The organism is Ochrobactrum sp. SSR (assembly GCF_030067775.1).
Classification (GTDB): domain Bacteria; phylum Pseudomonadota; class Alphaproteobacteria; order Rhizobiales; family Rhizobiaceae; genus Brucella; species Brucella teleogrylli.
The window spans coordinates 1772171-1792407 of the sequence record NZ_CP125969.1; the positions used below are offsets into that span (position 1 = coordinate 1772171).

The following is a 20237-nucleotide window of genomic DNA, read 5'->3' on the forward strand; positions in this document are numbered from 1 at the left end:
GCTCAATGCTTTTCTATTTCAAGCATAATCTTTCCGATGCTCGTTTCACTCCGGTCAGATTAAGCTCTAAAAAGCCGGACCGCCCCTGTCGGACGGTCCGGCCAAAGCTATTAGAGCGTGCGCGTAATATGCTCGACGCGGAACGCTTCGATCGTGTCGCCTGCGCGAATGTCGTCGTAGTTTTCGAACGCCATACCGCATTCCTGGCCCATCGGCACTTCCGACACTTCGTCCTTGAAGCGCTTGAGCGTCTTGAGCTTGCCTTCGTGGATAACCACGTTGTCACGGATGAGGCGGACGCCTGCACCACGTTCGACCTTACCGTCAACGACACGGCAACCAGCAACCTTGCCGACCTTGGTGATGTTGAAGACTTCAAGAATCTCAGCGTTACCAATGAAGGTTTCACGGCGTTCTGGCGACAGAAGACCCGACATTGCTGCTTTAACATCTTCGATCAGATCGTAAATGATGTTGTAGTAGCGAATTTCGATGCCCTGCTGTTCGGCAGCGTCACGTGCCTGCTTGTTGGCGCGGACGTTGAAGCCGATGATCGCGGCATTGGAGGCTTCGGCCAGCGACACGTCGCTTTCCGTGATACCACCGGCGCCCGAATGCACGATGCGTGCACGCACTTCGTCGGTGCCGAGCTTGTCGAGAGCCGTCATGATTGCTTCGACCGAACCCTGCACGTCACCCTTGATGACGAGCGGGAATTCCTTCAGGCCATTGACCTGCAGCTGGCTCATCATCTGCTCGAGCGAACCGCGCGCGCCGGACTGGCGGGCAACGGCCTTGTCACGGGCCAGACGCTGACGATATTCGGCGATTTCACGCGCCTTGGCTTCATTGGCAACCACGGCAAAGCGGTCGCCCGCCTGCGGCGTGCCCTGAAGGCCCAGAACTTCAACCGGCATAGCAGGACCGGCTTCCTTCACATGCTCGCCATGGTCATTGACCAGTGCGCGCACGCGGCCCCATTCGCTACCGGCGACGAGAATGTCACCGGGATGCAGCGTACCGGTCTGAACCAGAACGGTTGCAACCGAACCACGGCCACGATCAAGCTGGGCTTCGATGACAACGCCTTCAGCCGTACGCTTCGGGTCTGCCTTGAGATCAAGGATTTCAGCCTGCAACAGAACTGCTTCCAGCAGCTTGTCGAGGTTGATCTTGTTCTTGGCCGACACTTCGACGTCGAGAACTTCACCGCCCATCGATTCCACGAAGACATCGTGCTGCAACAGGGCAGTACGAACCTTCTGCGGATCGGCAGTTGGCTTGTCGATCTTGTTGATCGCCACGATGATCGGAACACCAGCCGCCTTGGCATGGTTGATCGATTCAATCGTCTGCGGCATCACGCTATCGTCGGCAGCCACCACAAGGATGGCAATGTCGGTCGCCTGCGCACCACGGGCACGCATTGCGGTAAAGGCAGCGTGGCCCGGCGTATCGATGAAGGTGATCTTCTGGCCGTTCTGTTCGACCTGATAAGCACCGATATGCTGTGTGATACCACCGGCTTCACCCGACACCACATTGGCGTGACGGATTGCATCGAGCAGCGAGGTCTTGCCGTGATCGACGTGGCCCATGATGGTCACGACCGGAGGACGGGAAACCAGCGCAGCCTCGTTGTCGGCAACACCGAAGATGCCTTCTTCAACGTCCGATTCCGCAACGCGCTTGACGGTGTGGCCGAATTCTTCAGCAATGAGCTGCGCCATATCGGCATCGATCACATCGCCCGGCTTCATCATCTGGCCCTGCTTCATCAGGTACTTGATGATGTCGACCGAACGCTCGGTCATACGCTGTGCGAGTTCCTGAAGCGTAATGGTTTCAGGCACAGTCACTTCGCGAGAGATTTTCTCGCGCGTTTCCTGCATCTGCGAACGCTTGAACTTTTCCTGACGGCGACGCATGGCCGACAACGAACGCGAACGGCCTTCGTCTTCCAGATTGCTGGAGATCGTCAGCTTGCCGCGACGGCGATCGTCTTCCGTCTTGACCACCTTCGGCGCGCGCACTTCCGGCTTGGCCGCGGTGCCACGACGGGCTGCCATCGGGCTTCCGCCACGACGATCATCGTCATCGCCAGACTGGCCCGGCCTGCGAAGCTGGCTCTGCGGCAGCGGCTTGCCCGGTCCCGGAGCGGTTTCTGCAAGCGACGGAGCCGGACGCGGTGCACCCGACTGCGGACGATTGCCCTGCTGCGGACGGCCAGCGTGCTGCGGGCGGTTGCCCTGCGGTGCGCCACGCGAATCGTCGCGACGCTCGGTGCGCTGTTCGCCCCGTGCTTCCGGCTGCGGAACGCGCTTGGCAGCTTCTTCTTCTGCCTTGCGGCGTGCTTCGGCCTCAGCCTTGAGACGGGCTTCTTCCTCGGCCTGACGGCGTGCGGATTCTTCACGTTCCTTGGCGCGGCGCGCATCTTCTTCGGCGCGACGCTTGGCTTCTTCAACGGCGCGGGCGCGTTCTTCGACTTCACGCACCTGCGCTTCTTCAAGCGCACGGCGGCGTGCATCCATTTCGGAGCGCGACAGCGTGTTCAGCACCATGCCGGAGCGATCGGCAGGGCGCGGGCGCGGTGCCTGCTGATTGGGGCGCTGCTGCACCGGGCGCTGCAGTTGCTGTGCGACATGCGGCTTTGCAACCGGGGCCGCAGCAGCGGGTGCTGCCGGTGCCTTCGGCTGAGCCACGGGCGCGGCAGGGGCTGCTGCAGGCTTGGGAGCCGCTGCTTCCACTTCCGGCTTGTCGTCTGGCCGTGAGAACTTGCGCTTCTTGGTTTCAACGACGACAGCCTTGGTGCGGCCGTGGCTGAAATTCTGGCGCACGGTGCTCTGCTCGACGCCCGGCCGCTTCATGGTCAGGGTCTTCTTGGGGGTGACGCCCAGCGTCTTGTCGTCGTTTGTGTTATCGCTCATTACGTTCCGTTTCCTTCGCGGCTCCGGCCGCTCTACTCGAGCATTATCCAACGCGACCTGGTCGGGTTGGATAATGCTCCAGTCATCCACTTCTACGCCCAATCCGGTGTGAGACCTGCCAGCCTCCGGGATTACGCTCTAATTCGAATTCGTTGCGCTTTCACCGCGATAGCGATGCAGCAATTGCGCCCGCTGAACGAACCCGACAGCCGCCTTTCCTTCAAGCACGGCTGCATGTATCACATTTCCGCCCCCAAATGCCAAATCCATTTCTTCTCCCGTAAAAAGGGTGAAGGCCGGGATATCGGGGCCATCCAGATGCACCACGGCGCGCCTTGCCTGATCAAGCTTGCGCACGCCATCGGCTGCGGCTTCCTTGGTATGCAGCACCATGGCCGCCGCGCCCGTGCGGATCGCCTGATCCACCTTGGTCGAGCCGGTTACCACGGCGCCTGCCTTGCGCGCCAAAGCCAGACTGCCGAGAGCGGATTTCGTCAGCAGCTGGTCGACCAGCGCGCCAAGATCGTCCTGCGGCTTCACGCCTTCCTTCAGCGCCCGCGCAAAAAGCTTGCGCTTGATCGCTTCATCCACCAGACGGCGCTCGGCCTTGACCCAGCATCCCCTGCCTGGCAGGTTTCTTTTCAAGTCCGGCACGACGGAACCGTCTGGCCCTGCCACAAAGCGGATCATGTCATCGGCAGAACCGCTTTCGCGCGTGACGATACAGGTTCTGTCATTCATATCCTGCTCCACGCAAACTCCCGCTCTGCCATATACGGACTTGTACTCAACTTCAAAACTGGCAACGCTTCCGCCGTTATGTTCTCAAATCGGGCGGTTTGGAACCTCCCCGACATATCAAACGCAACGCGTGGCGCTGTACCAGAGCCGGGGCTTCGCCACAACCCGAAACGTGGTCCAAGGCCCACTGAAACCCGATCCGACTGACCGAATCCGGCAGATGAGACCCGTTTCCCCATCTCCGGGCGCAAAACCGCTGCGCAGTTTTGCTGGAGATGCTTGAAGCCGCACAGCTTACGCCTGAATTGCTTCAGACGTAAGAACCCATGCGGCTCCAGAACTTTCAGCGCTTCTTACGAAGCAGCTTCTTCTTCACCGGCTTCAGCCTCGACTTCCGCTTCGGCTTCTTCCTGAGCGGCTGCTGCCAGCTCTTCTTCCGTGATCCAGCCAGCCTTGAGGCGGGCAGTCAGGATCATCTGTTCGGCATCGACGCGCGAAACATCGAAGGACGAGAGAATGCCGCTATGAGCGACAGTGTCGCCATCCTTGCGCTCACGCCAGCCGACGAGATCGTCAACAGCGTAACCTGCAAAGTCTTCAATCGACTTCACACCGTCTTCACCGACAGCAACCAGCATGGCGGTGGTGAGGTTCGGCAGTTCACGCAGTTCGTCTTCGACGCCGAGTTCCTTGCGGCGCGCATCCAGTTCACCTTCGAGGCGATCCAGATATTCACGGGCACGCTGCTGGATTTCAGAAGCGGTATCGTCATCGAAACCGTCGATGGATGCGATTTCGCCCGGCTCGACATAAGCCAGTTCTTCAATCGAGGCGAAGCCTTCGGAAGCCAGAACCTGACCGACCATTTCGTCAACGTCGAGGGCTTCCATGAACAGGTTCGAACGCTCGGTGAATTCCTTCTGACGACGTTCGGACTCTTCGTCCTCCGTCAGAATGTCGATGTCCCAACCGGTGAGCTGCGATGCGAGGCGGACATTCTGGCCGCGACGACCGATCGCAAGTGATAGTTGGTCATTCGGGACGACAACTTCAATACGTTCCGCATCTTCGTCGAGAACAACCTTCGCAACTTCAGCGGGCTGAAGCGCGTTGACGATGAAGGAAGCCGCATCCGGCGACCACGGAATGATGTCGATCTTTTCGCCCTGCAGTTCAGCCACAACCGCCTGAACACGCGAACCACGCATACCAACGCAGGCACCGACCGGATCGATGGACGCATCGCGCGAAACCACGGCGATCTTGGCGCGCGAACCCGGATCACGGGCGACCGACTTGATCTCGATGATGCCGTCATAGATTTCCGGAACTTCCATGGTGAAGAGCTTCGCCATGAATTGCGGATGGGTGCGCGACAGGAAAATCTGCGGGCCGCGCTGTTCGCGACGCACGTCGTAAACATAAGCGCGGATACGGTCACCATAACGGAAGGCTTCACGCGGGATCAGTTCGTCACGGCGCACGATGGCTTCGCCACGGCCCAGATCGACAATCACATTGCCATATTCGACGCGCTTCACAGTGCCGTTGACGATTTCGCCCACGCGGTCCTTGTATTCGTCATACTGGCGGTCACGCTCGGCTTCGCGCACTTTCTGCACGATGACCTGCTTGGCGGACTGGGCAGCAATACGGCCGAAATCCATCGGCGGCAGCTGGTCAGCGATGAAGTCGCCGATCTGCGCATCCGGGTTGCGGTCGCGTGCGGTGAACAGCGAAATCTGCGTGGCGTAGTCTTCGACATTCTCGACCACTTCGAGCAGACGCTGAAGCTTGATCTCGCCCGACTTCGCATTGATGTCGGCGCGGATGTTGCTTTCCTGACCGTAACGCGAACGCGCTGCCTTCTGGATCGCATCGGCCATGGCCGCAAGAACGATCTCGCGGTCAATCGACTTCTCGCGTGCGACCGCATCGGCGATCTGCAGAAGCTCCAGCCTGTTAGCACTGACTGCCATAGGTCTCTCCTTGGTGTCGCACCCGGCTTCTCCTTGCGCCGAATGCCTGAAACTTTTTTCGTCGGCTTATTTCTTGTCAGCCGTATCTTCTGTCGGCGTCTCTTCCGGCGCATCGCCCAGATCGTCTCCGGGGATGCGGCCTTCACGAAGGGCCTTGTCCTTGCGCAGCGCATCGCGGATCAGATCGTCGGTGAGGACCAGACGCGCATCCGAAATCACATCGAAGGGAATGCGCACGACCGGTTCGTTGCCGTAGGACACCTGATCGCTTTCGATCACCACCGTCTCGGCATCGCCCAGCACGATACGACCGCGGAATTTCTTGCGGCCTTCATGCACGATAGAAGTCTCTACCTTGGCGATATGGCCTGCCCAGTCAGCAAAGTCCGAATTGCGCACCAGCGGACGATCGATGCCCGGCGACGAGATTTCCAGATGATATTTGCCGCTGATCGGATCTTCGACGTCGAGCACCGGCGCGACGGTACGGCTGACCAGCTCGCAATCGTCAACGGTCATCGTGCCATCGGGACGCTCGGCCATGATCTGCAAGGTCTGGCCATTGAGGCCGGAAAGACGCACGCGCACCAGACGGAAGCCGAGCGTATTGAGGACCGGCTCCACAATGCCTGCCACTTTCGCGTCGATGCCCGTTTCGCGAATGATGCGCTCATCCACAGCCACGATTGGCGTCTCTGCTTCGTTTGCCTGAACCTGTTCCGTCAACTCTGAACCTCTCGAAGGGGTCGAAAAACCTCTATTTCCCGGGTCTAAGTAACAAAAAAGAGCGGGACCGGACGGACCCACTCTTGTTCGTTCGACCAAGAATTTGAGAGTTATATACCAGCGGAAGCGGATTTTTTCAAGTCCCGCTTCTGTCTAGAGCATTTCCAGCAAAAGTGCGCAGCGATTTTGCGTAGGATAATGCGTAAAAACAGATAGATAGAGCGGTTTCACGATACCGTTTTGATCGGAACCGCTCTAGAAATTCAACGTCGGATAAAAGTCAGATAGGCAGCCTTGCGGCCCTCGCGAAAGGCCTTGGCCTCATAGCGCGTTCCCGGCCAGCCTTCATAGGCATTGTTCCAGTCCGCCGGACTTTCCGCTTGCCAGTCAAAAGCATCGTGACGACGGCAATGTTGCAGCGTCCAGTTTACATAATGCTCGATATCCGACGCGAAGCGGAATTTTGCGCCGGGTTTCAAAATGCGGGCAAAACGATCCAGATTGGCGTCGCTGACAAAACGGCGCTTCCAGTGGCGGCGCTTGTGCCACGGATCGGGATAAAACAGGTCGATACCGGTCAGCGATGCATCCGGCAGCCAGTCGAGAACCGCCGTCGCATCTTCATCATAGAGCCGCATATTGGGACGCAGCTCCTGATCGAGCGCCGCCAGCATCTTGGCCATGCCGTTGACGAAAGGCTCGACGCCAATGAAGCCTGTCTGCGGATAGCGGCCCGTTTCATGATGAAGATGTTCGCCGCCACCAAAGCCGATTTCCATGCGCACCGCGTCAACCGCGATGGGAAACAACGCGCGCAGATCCTGCGGCGCAGGCTTGGCAAGGTCGAGCTTCAGTTCGGGCAGAAGGTCCTCGAACAGGTTCCGCTGATGGCTGCGCAGCGGCTTGCCGTGACGACGGCCAAAAAAGTTTCCGGCACCGCGCAGAGGATGGGTTTCTTCGGTCATGTTTTATCCGTCAGAATAAGCGAAGAGCGCGGTCGATGACCGCGCTCTTTGATATTTGCAAGACACATAACGCCAAGCGGCCTGTGATGCAACTTTTGGAACAGGCTTTAAGCGACAGACGCTTTGAGTGCCTTGGTGAGGTCGGTCTTCTCCCAGGAGAAGGAACCGTCACGGCCCGGCTTGCGGCCAAAATGACCGTAAGACGAAGTCTTGGCATAGATCGGCTTGTTGAGGTCGAGATGCTTGCGGATGCCGGTCGGCGACAGGTCCATCACTTCACGCAGCGCTTCTTCAACAGCGGATTCCGCTACCTTGCCGGTGCCATGCAGATCGACATAGACCGAAAGCGGCTGCGCAACGCCGATGGCGTAGGCAAGCTGGATCGTGCAGCGGTCGGCAAGATTTGCCGCCACGACATTCTTGGCCAGATAACGCGCTGCATAGGCAGCCGAGCGGTCAACCTTGGTCGTGTCCTTGCCGGAGAATGCGCCGCCGCCATGCGGAGCGGCACCGCCGTAAGTGTCGACGATGATCTTGCGGCCCGTCAGGCCTGCGTCACCGTCCGGGCCACCAATGACGAATTTGCCGGTCGGGTTGATGTACCAGTTGCAGGTCGCTGCAATCGGCAGCTCGCCCAGCGCGTCGCGGATATAGGGCTCGACAACCGAACGAACCTTCTTCGAATCCCAGCTGGCATCCAGATGCTGCGTCGAGAGCACAATCTGCGTAACTTCCGCAGCCTTGCCGTTTTCGTAACGCACCGTGACCTGGCTCTTGGCGTCCGGGCCAAGCTTGCCCGCATCGCCTTCGCCCTTATGGCGGGCTTCGGACAGCTTTTCGAGAATCTTGTGCGAATAATAGATCGGGGCAGGCATCAGATCGGGGGTTTCGCGGCAGGCATAGCCGAACATGATACCCTGATCGCCCGCACCTTCTTCGCCCTGACGGTCGGCAGCATTATCGACGCCCTGCGCGATGTCGGCAGACTGCGGGTGCAGAAGCACGTCGATCTTCACCGTCTTCCAGTGAAAGCCGTCCTGCTCGTAACCGATTTCGCGGATCGCCTTGCGGGCTGCCGAACGGAAGCGGGCAGGATTGATCAGCGGATGGCCAGCGGCGTCCCTGGCGATCGAGCCGTCCTTATTCTTCTTCAGGAAAGTCTCCGGCACGCGCACTTCACCGGCAATCACCACGCGGTTGGTGGTGGCAAGCGTTTCGCAGGCGACGCGGACAGACCACGGATCCACGCCGGTGCGGCGCGCTTCCTTGTAGACCATGTCGACGATTTCATCGGAGATACGATCGCAAACCTTGTCCGGGTGTCCTTCAGACACAGATTCGCTGGTGAAGAGATAAGAACTGCGCGACACGGGTAACCCCTCTTGAAAATCCAACGGAGGACATCTCCGCCTAGGAAACACAGTAGCGCCCGGAACTTTCCGGGCGCGTCAAAGTGTTAGCGAAGTTGGGATCGAACCGTCAATGCATTTTCGTATTGCGACAGGGCGCGGTGGGAAAAATTCATTTCCCAAGGCCGAAAAGCCACCGTCAAAAGGGGAAAAACGCGCATGAATCGCCAGAAAACAGGCGTAAAGGGGAGTGACTTACTCGGCGTCTGCTGCCAGCGACTTCACCAGATCGATGATTTTCCGGCGAACTTTCGGATCTGAAATTTTCGTGAACGCCCGTGTGAGCTGGACGCCTTCGTTCGAATTCAGGAAATCGACCACATAGGTCGCTTCGTTATCTTCCGCAAAGCCTTCCTGGCCGACGGGGTTTGATCCCGGTGCGTCTTCGAAGAAAAAGGAAACCGGTACATTGAGAATGGCTGAGATCGCCTGCAGGCGGCTGGCACCGACGCGATTGGTGCCCTTCTCGTATTTTTGAATCTGCTGAAACGTGATGCCCAGATTTTCGCCAAGCTTTTCCTGACTGAGGCCCAGCATGTTGCGGCGGAGACGAATGCGGCTGCCGACGTGTACGTCGATTGGGTTGGGCTTCTTTTTTATTCTCAATCATACAGCTGTCACTCCTCGCGGCTGCGAGCTTTCATTCATGTACTGTTCATCTGAACAGGGATAACATCACGTTGTGGGAGGTAGTCTGACGCGTTTCGCACGACTTCACACGTGGGAACCGTCACCGCGCCGGTATAACATCTTAACAAAATTGCCGTGTCAATGAAAACGCCTGCGGAATGACACCGTGAAAGCGACGTTGACAAAGAGTAAGGTTAACAGGATCGTTATCGTCTGTTTCGATCCCGGCGCTGTGCCCCAAAATGGTGCACGAACTGACGGTAGGGAAGCATCCACCACGCCGACAGCATCCAGCGCGAGACCTTCAGTGATTCGACCGTAGGAATCCGTTACCGCCGAAAGCCCGTTATTGGCCGCACGCACGAGCGGCAAGCCTTGCTCCACGGCGCGAACCTGCGCCTGCCGGAAGTGCTGATAAGGCCCCGGCGTGTTGCCATACCAGCCATCATTCGTGACGTTGACGATTGCTTTGGGCGCGCTTGTTTCCGGCCCCGAAACGCCCAGCTCATCAGGGAAAATCGCCTCGTAGCAGATAAGCGGCAGGAGCGTCTGGCCCGGCCTCACATTCAGGAGACGCCGTGAGGAACCGGCGGTAAAGCCGCCCGGCATTTTCACCACTTCCTGAAGTCCAAGCCCCCGCAGAAGGCTTTCCAACGGCAGATATTCGCCGAATGGAACAAGATGCACCTTGTCGGTAGCGTCGGTGATCTCGCCCCGGTCGTTGATCGAATATATGGAATTGTAATAGCGCGGCTCGCCATTGCCTGCGGCCCGCTCTTCGCGCACGGCGCCGGTCAACAGCACCTGACCGTCCTGCAATGTATTGCCGATCTGGGCCAGCGCTTCCGGTGTCGACGTCAGAATATAGGGTACTGCCGTTTCAGGCCATATGACGACATCGGGGCGCGGCTTGCCATCAGCGGGCGGCTCGGCCGTCAGCGCAATCAGCTTGTCGAAGATCGAGCGGCGCGCGGCATTGTCCCATTTCATGGTCTGCGGAATGGAGGGCTGCACGATGCGGATATTGATGTTGCCCTTTTCGTCGCCCACGGCTGGCGCGCGCGAAAGTGCAAATGCGCCAAAGCCGACATGGGTTGCAGCAAGAAGAATGGCGAGGGTGATACCGCTTTTTGCAAGCCGTCCGCCGATCAGCAATGCGGGCGATGCGAAGAGGAACACGGCAAGCGCGCTCATGCCCACAAGGCCGACCACCGCGACCGACTGCATCAGCAGCGGCACCGGCATTGCCGCATAGCCGATAGCGTTCCACGGGAAGCCGGTCAGCAGGAAGGTGCGCAACCATTCTGCAAGCGCAAAGCCGAACGCGAGCGCAAAAATCCTTCCAAGCCCGTCAGACCAGAAAATGCGCGCAACCATGGTCGCAAAGGCATAGAAAATCGCCAGAAAGGCGGGCAGGCCCAGCACTGCCAGCGGCAGGGCCCAGGCAAACTCGTCTGCATCGACCAGAAGCGCCGTCCCGATCCACCAGAGGCCCGAGACGAAATAGCCGAAGCCGAACCACCACCCAACCATTGCCGCGGGCAGAATACGCCGGATCGGGCCAGCATCGGCGCGCGCCAAAGCGCCGTCGATCAGCCAGACGAGGATCGGAAAGGAAATGAAACCGGCGATGAAGAGATCAAAAGGCGGCTGGGTCAGTGTCGCGAAGGCGCCACTCAAAAAAGCGGCCAGCGCACGACGCCAGCCGCTTGAAAGAATGATCCTGCCCGCAAGCCGTTCGATCATCAGGCCTCTTTGAAGGTTTCAGTGTCTTCGGCGGTAGCCGGAGACTGCTCTTCAGGCTTGGTGGTAACAACGGCACGCTGTTGCCTGCGGCGGTCAGCGGCGGAAAGCGGCACGATGCGCACCTTCTTCACGCGGCGCGGATCAACCTCCAGCACGTGGAATTCATAGCCGGGCACGGCCTGCACCACTTCACCGCGAACCGGAATCCGGCCCAATACGGAGAAGATCAGGCCGCCAACCGTATCGACATCCTCGCCATGTTCGCCCACCGCGAAAGACGGGCCGATCTTTGCCGCGAATTCGTCCAGATCGGCGCGCGCATCGACGACGAACACGCCATCGGCTTCCTCGGCGATCATGATTTCTTCGTCGTCATGCTCGTCTTCAATATCGCCGACAACCATTTCGACAATATCTTCCAGCGAGACGAGACCATCGGTGCCGCCATATTCGTCGATGACCAGCGCCATCTGGATATGGGTTGCCTGCATGCGGGCCATCAGGCCGCTCGCCATCATCGATGGCGGCACGAACAGCACCTTGCGCATGAGGTTGAGCTCGCCGATCGTCTTGGTGAGATCAATGCGGCTCATATCGAATTTCGGCGGCGTCGCCGCAGCAGGCGTCTTGGCCGTCGTGCGGCGGCGCGTTTTCTGGCGCGCCTGACGCGTGATGAAATTCAAAACGTCGCGGATATGGATCATGCCGCGCGGATCGTCCAGCGTTTCGGCATAGACCGGCATACGGGAATGGCCGGATTCCTCGAAGAGTTCCAGCACTTCCCAAAGCGGCGTGGAAATTTCCACGGCCTCGACATCCGCGCGCGGAATCATCACGTCTTCGACGCGGATTTCACGCAGGCGCAGGATATTGTGCAGCATCGCCTTTTCTTCGGGCGAGAAGGCGGAATCCTGTTCGCTTGCCGTGCTGGACAACGCATCGGCCAGATCTTCACGCAAGGAAGATTGCTGCCGCGAGCGGATGAAAGGGAAAATATTCGACAGAAGGGAACGCTTTTCGACCGCTACCGGTCGCTGCGTACTTTGCCCTTCGGCGTCTTGGGTCTCGCTGCGATTCTCGCCCGCGGACGGAGGTTGTGAGGTTTGATCAGCCATGGTCAATCGTTGTTAATGGTCTCTTGGGATACAGCATAAGGGTCCGGGATGGCAATAGCATGAAGAATCTCGACCTCGCGGCGTTCCATTTCCTCTGCTTCCTCGTCGGTTTCATGATCATAGCCCAACAGATGCAGGAAGCCATGCACGACAAGGTGTGAGAGGTGATGGTCAAGAGGCTTGCCTTCTTCAACCGCTTCACGCTCCACGGTTTCGCGGGCGATGACAATGTCGCCCAGCATTGGTCCCGGTTGGTTCCCGGCCTTGACCGGAAACGCGGGAAACGACAACACATTGGTAGGCTTGTCCTTGCCGCGCCATTCGGCGTTCAGCTCCTGAATGGACGCATCGTCGGTAAAGACGATACTCAATTCGCTGTCGGCATCCTTGAGGCCCAGATTGGTCCATGCCGCCTCGACAGACTTTCTGACAAGTCCTTCGAGTGTTGTTTCATCCGGCCAGTTGCCAGCTTCAATGGTGATATCGATATGGATCGCGTTGTCTGACACGTTCTGCGGCGGCTTCCCGGACAGCAAGCCGCTTCGTCCTTTCAGTTGTTCGAAAGCCGTCTGCCCCAAAAAGGCAGACAGCATTTTTTAGATCGTAGTTCTAACGACCAATTACAAGTCCTCTTATTCCGGACGGACCGGCTGCTGGACATGCGTTTTCGCATCGCGGTCATAGGCGTTGACGATTGCCGCCACCAGCGGATGACGCACCACGTCTTTTTGGGTGAACCGCACCTTGATGACGCTTTCCACATCGTCCAGCACGCGAAGCGCTTCGACAAGCCCGGATTTCTGACCGGGTGGAAGATCGATCTGGCTCGGATCGCCCGTCACGATCATCCGCGATCCTTCACCAAGACGCGTCAGGAACATTTTCATCTGCATGGATGTCGTGTTCTGCGCCTCATCGAGGATCACCGCCGAATGGGCCAGCGTGCGCCCGCGCATGAAGGCCAGCGGCGCGATTTCGATGACGCCTGCCGTGATGGCCCGCTCGACCTTTTCGGCGGGCATCATGTCGTAAAGCGCGTCATAGAGAGGACGCAGATAGGGATCGACCTTTTCCTTCATGTCACCCGGCAGAAAGCCCAGGCGTTCACCCGCTTCAACAGCCGGGCGGGACAGGATGATCCGCTCCACCAGACCGCGTTCCAAAAGCATGGCGGCATGGGCGACGGCCAGATAGGTCTTGCCTGTACCGGCAGGACCGACACCGAACACCAGTTCGGAACGGTCGAGCGCCCGCATATAGGCGTCCTGCGTCGGGGTGCGCGCAAAGATCGTCTTCTTGCGGGTGGAAATCTGGGCAGCAGACAGCTTGCCCTTGTTTTCCATCGTCGGCAGGTCGAGCTGATCATCGGCGGCGATGGCCATGCGCAAGGCACCATCGACATCCGATGCCGTCAGTTCATGGCCTTTCTGCACGGTTTCATAAAGATGATCGAGCGTGCGGCGCGCCTGTTCGGTCGCGGTCGGTTCGCCCCGGATCGAGAGCTGGTTGCCCTTGGAGCGAACATCGACACCGAGCTTTTGCTCGATCCGTGCCAGATTTTCGTCGAACTGACCGTAAAGCGCACTGGCCAGGCGGTTGTTCTCGAAAGTGAGCACGATATGGGCCATATCCGAGGCCCCGGTAGTCGGGCTTTTTTGCGTTAGAGTGGTTGGCTTGGCAGGTCTCAGCTTTTCCGTGGCGCTCAACCGTATCTCCTCAAGAGTTCACGCATTGCAATCACAGTTCCGACGGGATCATCGGCCCGACAGGATTATCGGCACGAGACTCAAGCGCCGAACCATCTGCCTGAACGGTATCATGCCTTCACGCCAGTTTTTGCGCAATAAGGCTATTGGTCCCAGTGGAGGTGATTTTCACATGAATAATTTCGCCGACCTGATCATTGTTGTCATCGATGATCACCGGAAGGAGCCAGGGCGAGCGTCCCACCATCTGCCCCGCCTGACGGCCGGGCTTTTCTAAAAGCACGTCCATCTCGCGACCGATCATGGATTCCTGAAACGCATATTGCTGTTCCGACAGCAAAGCCTGCAGGCGCTGAAGCCGCTCGTCTTTCACCGCTTCGTCCACATGACCGGACAGATCCGCGCCGGGCGTGCCGGGACGTGGCGAATATTTGAAGGAATAGGCCTGCGCGTAATTCACATCGCGCACCAGCTGCATCGTATCTTCGAAATCCTGATCGGTCTCGCCGGGGAAGCCGACAATGAAATCGCCCGACAGCGCCATATCCGGACGCACGTCACGGATGCGCTCGATCAGGCGTCGATATTCGTCCGCCTTGTGGCGGCGGTTCATCGCCTTGAGAATACGGTCCGAGCCGGACTGCACCGGCAGATGCAGATAAGGCATCAGCTGGCGCAGGTCGCGATGCGCGGCGATCAGGCTGTCATCCATATCGCGCGGATGGCTGGTCGTATAACGCAGGCGCGCAACACCCGGAATACGCGCGAGGCGGAACAATAATTCGCCCAGCCCCCATTCGCGGCCATCGTCGCCCTCGCCATGCCAGGCATTGACGTTCTGGCCGAGCAGGGTCAGTTCCCGCACACCGCCATCGGCAAGGCGTTCCGCTTCGGCCACGATCTGTTTGACGCTGCGCGACACTTCCGAACCGCGCGTATAGGGCACCACGCAGAAGGTGCAGAACTTGTCGCAGCCTTCCTGCACCGTCAGAAAAGCAGAAACGCCGCGCTTGCGGGTTTCCTCGCGCTTCGGCGACGGCAGATGTTCAAACTTGTCTTCAAGCGCATATTCGGTCTCGACGACCTTTTCGCCGCCGCGAACGCGCGCCAGCGCATTGGGCAGGCGATGATAGGTCTGCGGTCCGATCACCAGATCGACATTCGGCGCTCGGCGCAGAATTTCCTGTCCTTCGGCCTGTGCCACGCAGCCAGCAACACCGATGGTCAGTTCCTTGCCATTGGCTTGCCGCGCGTCCTTCATCTTGCGCAGGCGTCCCAGCGCGGAATAGAGCTTTTCCGAGGCCTTTTCGCGGATATGGCAGGTGTTAAGCAGCACCAGATCGGCATCGTCCGGCGTATCGGTCGCGACATAGCCTTCCGCTGCAAGGCTGTCGGCCATGCGCTGGCTGTCATAGACATTCATCTGGCAGCCATAGGTTTTGACAAAAACCTTGCGCGTATTTGGACGCGTATCGGCGTGGTCTGCCGCTGGCACAATATCGGTGATGTTTTCGCTCATGCGGGGCTATCTACAGCTTTTGTCGCCGCTTTGGAAGGTGACAAACTGATCGGCTTTTTCGCTATCGCATTTTCGAACGCAAAACTGCTTCGCACTTTTGCTGAAAATGCTGGTTACTCTTCCGAAATCTCACGGCCCAGAAGTGCGCTTTGCAAAAGTGTGCGCACCCGGCTTTCCATGGTGCGGGCCAGCATCTTGCGGTCTGTGGCTGCCGTGACGACCATCGGCTCGCCGAAGCGGATTTCAACATCGATGGCGCCTTCGCGCAGGATACCTTTCAGATGCGGCATCAACTCGACATCGCCCGGCCAGGATGCAATCGGGCGAAAATAGCGCCCCATGGCCATGCCATGCACGCCGGTATAGGCGATGGCGACCGGCTGCACGAGCACTTCCGGCACACCGGCTTCCCTGATCGCCGCATGGGCTGCACCGAAAAGAGCGGTCTTGAACGGCAAGACCCGATTGCCATCGGAGGTCGTGCCTTCGGGAAACAGCACCATGGCATCTCCCTCGCTCATCCGCGTGGCGATTTCAGAGGTTTGTTCGCCGGTCTTGCCGCGCCGCTCGCGCTCGACAAAAACGGTCCGCTGCAAAACAGCGAACATGCCGAAAATCGGCCAGCTGCGCACTTCTGACTTGGCGATGAACGACACCTGCCCGACCGAGGACAGGACAACAATGTCGCTCCAGGACGTATGATTGGCGACCAGCAACAACGGGCGACCGCGATGCATTTCGCCGACGGTGCGCACCCGAAAGCCGAACAACCGCGCAATCACGCGGTGGAAAAAATTGGGCAGGCTGCGTTTCCAGCCATTCCTGAGTTTCAGAAACACATATTGAACCGGGATCAGCGACAGGCTCAGCATGACCATGGCCGCGAGAACGAGAAAGACCCGGATCGCGCCAATCATTGCGGTCTCTTCAGATCGCGGCGCAGAACGAGCGCTGCCGAGCGCCCATTGGCGGTTTCGTAATAAGCCGGGCGATCACCGACCTTCTGAAACCCGAGACGCCGGTAAAGCGCCTGCGCCGCGACATTGGCTTCATCGACTTCGAGAAACAGCGTTTCCGCCCGTTCCTGATAGAGATAGCGCAACACGGCATCCATCAGCGCGCGACCGACACCCTGCCGTTGCACATCGCGAGAAACCGCGATGGTGAGAATTTCCGCCTCTCCTGCAACCAGCCGCGCCAGAACGAAACCGCAGGCGTCATTGGGTTTGCCTTCCGCACGGGCGACAAAACCGAAAACCGTATCCTGCGCGATCAGCGAGCGAAAATCGTCCGAGCTCCAGCCATGGTGAAACGCGACGGCATGAATGCGCTGGATCACGTGGCTGTCCTGCGCGCTGAGCGCTTCCACCGAAACCTGTCGGCGACCGAAGCGACCGAATGGCAAGCCCATCATCGCCTATTCTCCGGCCTGCCTGCGCGGCAATGCAAACCCGACCTGCGGCTTGGCATCTGGCCCGCGCATGTAAAGCGGCTTCGGCGCGTCAGCGGGTGTGCGTGTGGCCGCCAGGCAGGCGAAAGTGGCGATATTGGCGGTCGGCTCGATGGGGCCAAGCGCAAACTTGTCGCCCAAGGCCTCGTTGATCGACTTTGCTGCCGATCCGGCCAGCACGGTATCGAGGGCCGCATTGCCTGCAAAAGCTTCCGCTTCTTCTCGCGACAGCACCGATGGCTTGGACAGGGCAGCACCATTGGCGTCGAATGTCTGCGCGTAAATCTCGCCGCGATGCGCGTCGAGCAGGATCGTCACCGGCTTGCCCGGCATGTGTGTGATTGTCTCATCCGCCAGCGCCTCGAAGGCGGTGACGCCAATCGCCGGGCACCCGAGCGCCAGTGCAAAACCCCGCGCCGCCGAAACGCCAATACGAACGCCCGTGAAAGAACCGGGGCCGATATTCACCGCCACGCGATCAATATCCTTAATCGCCACGCCTGCCTCGGCCAGCGCGCGCCCGACATAATCCATCAGCACTTCGGCGTGCCCCTTGCCGATATTCTCGCTGACCTGAGCAAGAACGACATCGCGGCCAGCGTCATAGACGGCGGCGGCGCAATAGGAAGCGGCGGTATCGAGGGCGAGTATCTTCATGCACTTCCGGGTAAATGAGAATTGCCCCCGCGACAAGTCTAACCGTGCCCAAGTGGACACCAATTCATCGTCAAAGAGCAGCCTGGCTTGGAATTTTCGGCTTTTTCTGCGGAACAAAATCTCTCGGCAGGCGTTTTCTTGCTGGGTGCGGGACGATTCTGTTTGCGCCTCTCTTCGACCGCCCCGACGCTGGCGATTCTCCCAATCGCTGCGAGCCAGCCAATCGCTCGCGCCTGATTGTGCAAAAGGATATGAGGATAAAATGTCCAATAAGTCGATGCATGCAACCCGCAACGATCTTCCTTCCAACACCAAGACGACCATGATCGCGCTTCTGAACGAAAATCTGGCTGCGACCATCGATCTTGCACTGATCACCAAGCAGGCGCATTGGAACCTCAAGGGGCCGCAATTTATCGCAGTGCACGAGATGCTCGACGGTTTCCGCACCGAACTCGACGATCACGTCGACACCATTGCCGAACGGGCGGTGCAGCTTGGCGGCACGGCCTATGGCACGTCGCAGATTGTGGTGAAGGAAACGAAACTGAAGCCCTATCCGACCGATATTTATGCGGTTCACGATCATCTGGGCGCGCTGATCGAGCGTTATGGCGATGTCGCCAATCTTCTGCGCAAATCGATCAAGGATTCAGACGAGGCGGGCGACGACAACACGGCGGATATTTTTACCGCCGCTTCGCGCTCGCTGGACAAGGCGCTATGGTTCCTCGAAGCCCATGTGCAGGAAAAGAATTGAGGCTTCAGTTCATCGCAATCATGAAGAAGGCCGGGAAATTTCCCGGCCTTTTCGATTTCCGGCGTCCAGCACTCAGAGCGGTTCCGGTAAAAACGGAATCGGGCAACTGCTCTATCTCTTTGTTTTTACGCATTATCCTACGCAAAACCGCAACGCACTTCTGCTGGAAATGCTCTAGCTGGCCCATTCGCCGCGACGCATCACCGGCTCGCGGCTACCATCGGCCTTGATGCCATCAACGTCGATTTCACCGGAACCGATCATCCAGTCGATGTGGATGAGGCTGGAATTGCCGCCCTGCGCCTTGATCTGTTCCGGCGTCAGCTTGGCGCCGTCGATGAAGCACTTGGAATAGCACTGGCCGAGCGCGATATGGCTCGCAGCATTTTCATCGAACAGCGTGTTGTAGAACAAGAGACCGCTTTGCGAGATCGGTGAGGAATGCGGCACCAGCGCCACTTCACCGAGCCTGCGCGCGCCTTCATCCGTGTCGAGCACCTTCGACAGCACTTCCTCACCACGGCTCGCCTTGGCTTCGACAATCCGGCCCGCTTCGAAACGCACGGCGATATTCTCGATCAGTGTGCCCTGATGCGAAAGTGGCTTAGTGCTGGCGACATAACCATCGACGCGCAAGGCATGCGGCGTGGTGAAAACCTCTTCCGTTGGAATATTCGGATTGCAGGTAATGCCGTTCTTCGCCGTCGATGCGCCGCCGTGCCACTCGTGGCCGTCGGCAAGCCCGACCGTCAGGTCCGTGCCCGGGCCCTTGAAGTTCAGAGCGCTATAAGCCTTGCCGTTCAGGAAACGGGTGCGGGTGCGAAGCGCTGCATTATGCGCGGCCCATGCGCCGATCGGATCTTCGACATCCACGCGTGAAGCGGCAAAAATGGCTTCGGCCAGCTTGCGGGTCGCAACCTCTTCCGGCTCATTCGGGAACATCAGCTTCGCCCATGCCACATTTGGATAGGAAACGATGTTCCAGTTGATATCGAAGCCCGCGATCTTTTCCAGCGCAGGCTGATAGGCCTTGGAATTTGCGCGATTGGCACGCGAAACCTTGGCGGCGTCCTGGCTGGACAGGAGCATCGGGTTGTCGGCAGCAATCGCAAGACGCGCCGCACCTTCCGAATAGGCCTTGGCCATACCCTGATAGAGCCAGTCCGCGGCGCGGTCGAAGCTTGCATCGGGCGCGTTTTCATAGCGGGCCAGCGCAATCTGATCATCGGCGAAGAACGGCGTCACCAGACCTGCGCCAGCCTTATAGGCGTGTTTGGCAATCAGCCGCACCAGCGGCAGGGCGACAACCGGCGCCGTGATGATCAGATCCTGTCCCTCGCGCAATTGCAGGCCGACGCGCACGGCGACTTCCGCCAGACGTTCGAGCTTTACCGGATCGATGACAGGATTTTGCATATCGTGAGCCATGAGCTGCGGGACCTCTTTTGATGCGAAGACGCGTACCTTTAAAAAAAGGAGCGCGGTTTGGAATCAGTTCTATACTCTCGTTATCAGTTTACCAAACGGCATAATTTCACCACTCTTTTTCATGCACCTGCGCTATTATTGAAGCAGCGGGCAGTTACACAGGACGAATGACATGAACCGGAAACTACTTGTTTTGCTGGGGCTCGCAGGCCTGCTGGCCGGTTGTGTCACCATGACACCGGAAGAGCGCCGCGCCGCCGACGAGCAGACATGTCTCGGCTATGGCTTCAAGCCGCGGACCGACGCATTTGCCAACTGTCTGCAGCGGCTCGATCTCGACCGCCGGGCGGATCGCCGCGCCTGGGAAAACCGCGTCGATTTCTACGATCAGCCCATCATGCTCTATCAGCCGATCTATCGTCCGGTCGTGGTTCGTCCCCGCTAATAGCGATGGAATGCAGAACTCAAATAAAAAATGC

At 58.8% G+C, this 20237-nt stretch carries 17 protein-coding genes and 1 pseudogene; 2 read left to right on the forward strand and 16 right to left on the reverse strand.

The features are described 5' to 3' along the window. Positions 1 to 110: 110 nt before the first annotated feature. The 15 genes and pseudogenes from infB to tsaB form a co-directional block, all read right to left on the reverse strand. Positions 111 to 2927, reverse strand: a complete 2817-nt coding sequence (gene infB, locus QLQ11_RS08360; RefSeq protein WP_109370107.1) for a translation initiation factor IF-2 — start codon at positions 2925 to 2927, stop codon at positions 111 to 113. 138 nt (positions 2928 to 3065) lie between these two features. Beyond that, positions 3066 to 3668 carry an RNA-binding protein gene (locus QLQ11_RS08365; protein WP_109370106.1) on the reverse strand — a complete coding sequence of 201 codons (603 nt, stop codon included), beginning with the start codon at positions 3666 to 3668 and terminating at the stop codon, positions 3066 to 3068. A gap of 353 nt (positions 3669 to 4021) precedes the next feature. Continuing rightward, positions 4022 to 5647: a transcription termination factor NusA gene (gene nusA / locus QLQ11_RS08370; RefSeq protein ID WP_109370105.1), complete on the reverse strand. Its 1626-nt coding sequence runs from the start codon at positions 5645 to 5647 to the stop codon at positions 4022 to 4024. Between the two features lie 66 nt (positions 5648 to 5713). Next, positions 5714 to 6373 (reverse strand): ribosome maturation factor RimP, encoded by a 660-nt coding sequence (rimP, locus tag QLQ11_RS08375; protein WP_283735999.1) that lies wholly within the window; start codon positions 6371 to 6373, stop codon positions 5714 to 5716. Positions 6374 to 6636: 263 nt separating this feature from the next. Continuing rightward, the gene (locus QLQ11_RS08380) at positions 6637 to 7338 is read right to left on the reverse strand and encodes a tRNA (guanosine(46)-N(7))-methyltransferase TrmB (protein WP_109370103.1); all 702 of its coding nucleotides are present in this window, start codon (positions 7336 to 7338) and stop codon (positions 6637 to 6639) included. 107 nt (positions 7339 to 7445) lie between these two features. Further along, the gene (gene metK, locus QLQ11_RS08385; protein WP_109370102.1) at positions 7446 to 8708 is read right to left on the reverse strand and encodes a methionine adenosyltransferase; all 1263 of its coding nucleotides are present in this window, start codon (positions 8706 to 8708) and stop codon (positions 7446 to 7448) included. Between the two features lie 234 nt (positions 8709 to 8942). After that, positions 8943 to 9357 (reverse strand): annotated as a pseudogene (locus QLQ11_RS08390) (helix-turn-helix domain-containing protein). A gap of 158 nt (positions 9358 to 9515) precedes the next feature. Next, positions 9516 to 11123 (reverse strand): apolipoprotein N-acyltransferase, encoded by a 1608-nt coding sequence (lnt, locus tag QLQ11_RS08395; protein ID WP_283735996.1) that lies wholly within the window; start codon positions 11121 to 11123, stop codon positions 9516 to 9518. Further along, positions 11123 to 12238 carry a hemolysin family protein gene (locus QLQ11_RS08400; protein WP_109370100.1) on the reverse strand — a complete coding sequence of 372 codons (1116 nt, stop codon included), beginning with the start codon at positions 12236 to 12238 and terminating at the stop codon, positions 11123 to 11125. Before QLQ11_RS08400 ends, lnt begins: the two co-directional genes overlap by 1 nt. A 2-nt stretch (positions 12239 to 12240) precedes the next feature. Next, positions 12241 to 12747, reverse strand: coding sequence for an rRNA maturation RNase YbeY (ybeY, locus tag QLQ11_RS08405; RefSeq protein WP_109370346.1), 507 nt, complete (start codon positions 12745 to 12747; stop codon positions 12241 to 12243). Between the two features lie 123 nt (positions 12748 to 12870). Further along, on the reverse strand, positions 12871 to 13944 hold the full coding sequence (locus QLQ11_RS08410) for a PhoH family protein (protein WP_171316966.1): 1074 nt from the start codon (positions 13942 to 13944) through the stop codon (positions 12871 to 12873). Between the two features lie 118 nt (positions 13945 to 14062). Continuing rightward, positions 14063 to 15463, reverse strand: a complete 1401-nt coding sequence (gene miaB / locus QLQ11_RS08415; RefSeq protein WP_124915144.1) for a tRNA (N6-isopentenyl adenosine(37)-C2)-methylthiotransferase MiaB — start codon at positions 15461 to 15463, stop codon at positions 14063 to 14065. Between the two features lie 113 nt (positions 15464 to 15576). Then, positions 15577 to 16380 (reverse strand): 1-acyl-sn-glycerol-3-phosphate acyltransferase, encoded by an 804-nt coding sequence (locus QLQ11_RS08420; protein WP_109370097.1) that lies wholly within the window; start codon positions 16378 to 16380, stop codon positions 15577 to 15579. Further along, positions 16377 to 16877 (reverse strand): ribosomal protein S18-alanine N-acetyltransferase, encoded by a 501-nt coding sequence (gene rimI / locus QLQ11_RS08425; protein WP_109370096.1) that lies wholly within the window; start codon positions 16875 to 16877, stop codon positions 16377 to 16379. The genes QLQ11_RS08420 and rimI overlap by 4 nt, the downstream gene beginning before the upstream one ends. Positions 16878 to 16880: 3 nt before the next feature. Next, the gene (gene tsaB, locus QLQ11_RS08430) at positions 16881 to 17570 is read right to left on the reverse strand and encodes a tRNA (adenosine(37)-N6)-threonylcarbamoyltransferase complex dimerization subunit type 1 TsaB (protein WP_109370095.1); all 690 of its coding nucleotides are present in this window, start codon (positions 17568 to 17570) and stop codon (positions 16881 to 16883) included. Between the two features lie 262 nt (positions 17571 to 17832). Between tsaB and dps the strand changes: the two genes are divergently transcribed. Next, positions 17833 to 18330: a DNA starvation/stationary phase protection protein Dps gene (dps, locus tag QLQ11_RS08435; protein WP_109370094.1), complete on the forward strand. Its 498-nt coding sequence runs from the start codon at positions 17833 to 17835 to the stop codon at positions 18328 to 18330. 174 nt (positions 18331 to 18504) lie between these two features. Here dps and QLQ11_RS08440 read toward each other — a convergent pair whose 3' ends face one another. Beyond that, positions 18505 to 19758 carry an aminopeptidase gene (locus QLQ11_RS08440; protein ID WP_109370093.1) on the reverse strand — a complete coding sequence of 418 codons (1254 nt, stop codon included), beginning with the start codon at positions 19756 to 19758 and terminating at the stop codon, positions 18505 to 18507. A 172-nt stretch (positions 19759 to 19930) separates the two neighbouring features. Here QLQ11_RS08440 and QLQ11_RS08445 point away from each other — a divergent pair, with 172 nt between their 5' ends. Next, positions 19931 to 20203 (forward strand): hypothetical protein, encoded by a 273-nt coding sequence (locus tag QLQ11_RS08445; RefSeq protein ID WP_109370092.1) that lies wholly within the window; start codon positions 19931 to 19933, stop codon positions 20201 to 20203. Positions 20204 to 20237: the final 34 nt, after the last annotated feature.

What these genes read in the sequence shown, in the direction of transcription:
- QLQ11_RS08400 (WP_109370100.1), bottom strand. Translation starts at nt 12,238, where the DNA reads ATGGCTGATCAAACCTCACAACCTCCGTCCGCGGGCGAGAATCGCAGC.
- lnt (WP_283735996.1), bottom strand. Translation starts at nt 11,123, where the DNA reads ATGATCGAACGGCTTGCGGGCAGGATCATTCTTTCAAGCGGCTGGCGT.
- QLQ11_RS08365 (WP_109370106.1), bottom strand. Translation starts at nt 3,668, where the DNA reads ATGAATGACAGAACCTGTATCGTCACGCGCGAAAGCGGTTCTGCCGAT.
- infB (WP_109370107.1), bottom strand. Translation starts at nt 2,927, where the DNA reads ATGAGCGATAACACAAACGACGACAAGACGCTGGGCGTCACCCCCAAG.
- tsaB (WP_109370095.1), bottom strand. Translation starts at nt 17,570, where the DNA reads ATGAAGATACTCGCCCTCGATACCGCCGCTTCCTATTGCGCCGCCGCC.
- miaB (WP_124915144.1), bottom strand. Translation starts at nt 15,463, where the DNA reads ATGAGCGAAAACATCACCGATATTGTGCCAGCGGCAGACCACGCCGAT.
- QLQ11_RS08420 (WP_109370097.1), bottom strand. Translation starts at nt 16,380, where the DNA reads ATGATTGGCGCGATCCGGGTCTTTCTCGTTCTCGCGGCCATGGTCATG.
- QLQ11_RS08440 (WP_109370093.1), bottom strand. Translation starts at nt 19,758, where the DNA reads ATGGCTCACGATATGCAAAATCCTGTCATCGATCCGGTAAAGCTCGAA.
- rimI (WP_109370096.1), bottom strand. Translation starts at nt 16,877, where the DNA reads ATGATGGGCTTGCCATTCGGTCGCTTCGGTCGCCGACAGGTTTCGGTG.
- nusA (WP_109370105.1), bottom strand. Translation starts at nt 5,647, where the DNA reads ATGGCAGTCAGTGCTAACAGGCTGGAGCTTCTGCAGATCGCCGATGCG.
- dps (WP_109370094.1), top strand. Translation starts at nt 17,833, where the DNA reads ATGTCCAATAAGTCGATGCATGCAACCCGCAACGATCTTCCTTCCAAC.
- QLQ11_RS08445 (WP_109370092.1), top strand. Translation starts at nt 19,931, where the DNA reads ATGAACCGGAAACTACTTGTTTTGCTGGGGCTCGCAGGCCTGCTGGCC.
- QLQ11_RS08380 (WP_109370103.1), bottom strand. Translation starts at nt 7,338, where the DNA reads ATGACCGAAGAAACCCATCCTCTGCGCGGTGCCGGAAACTTTTTTGGC.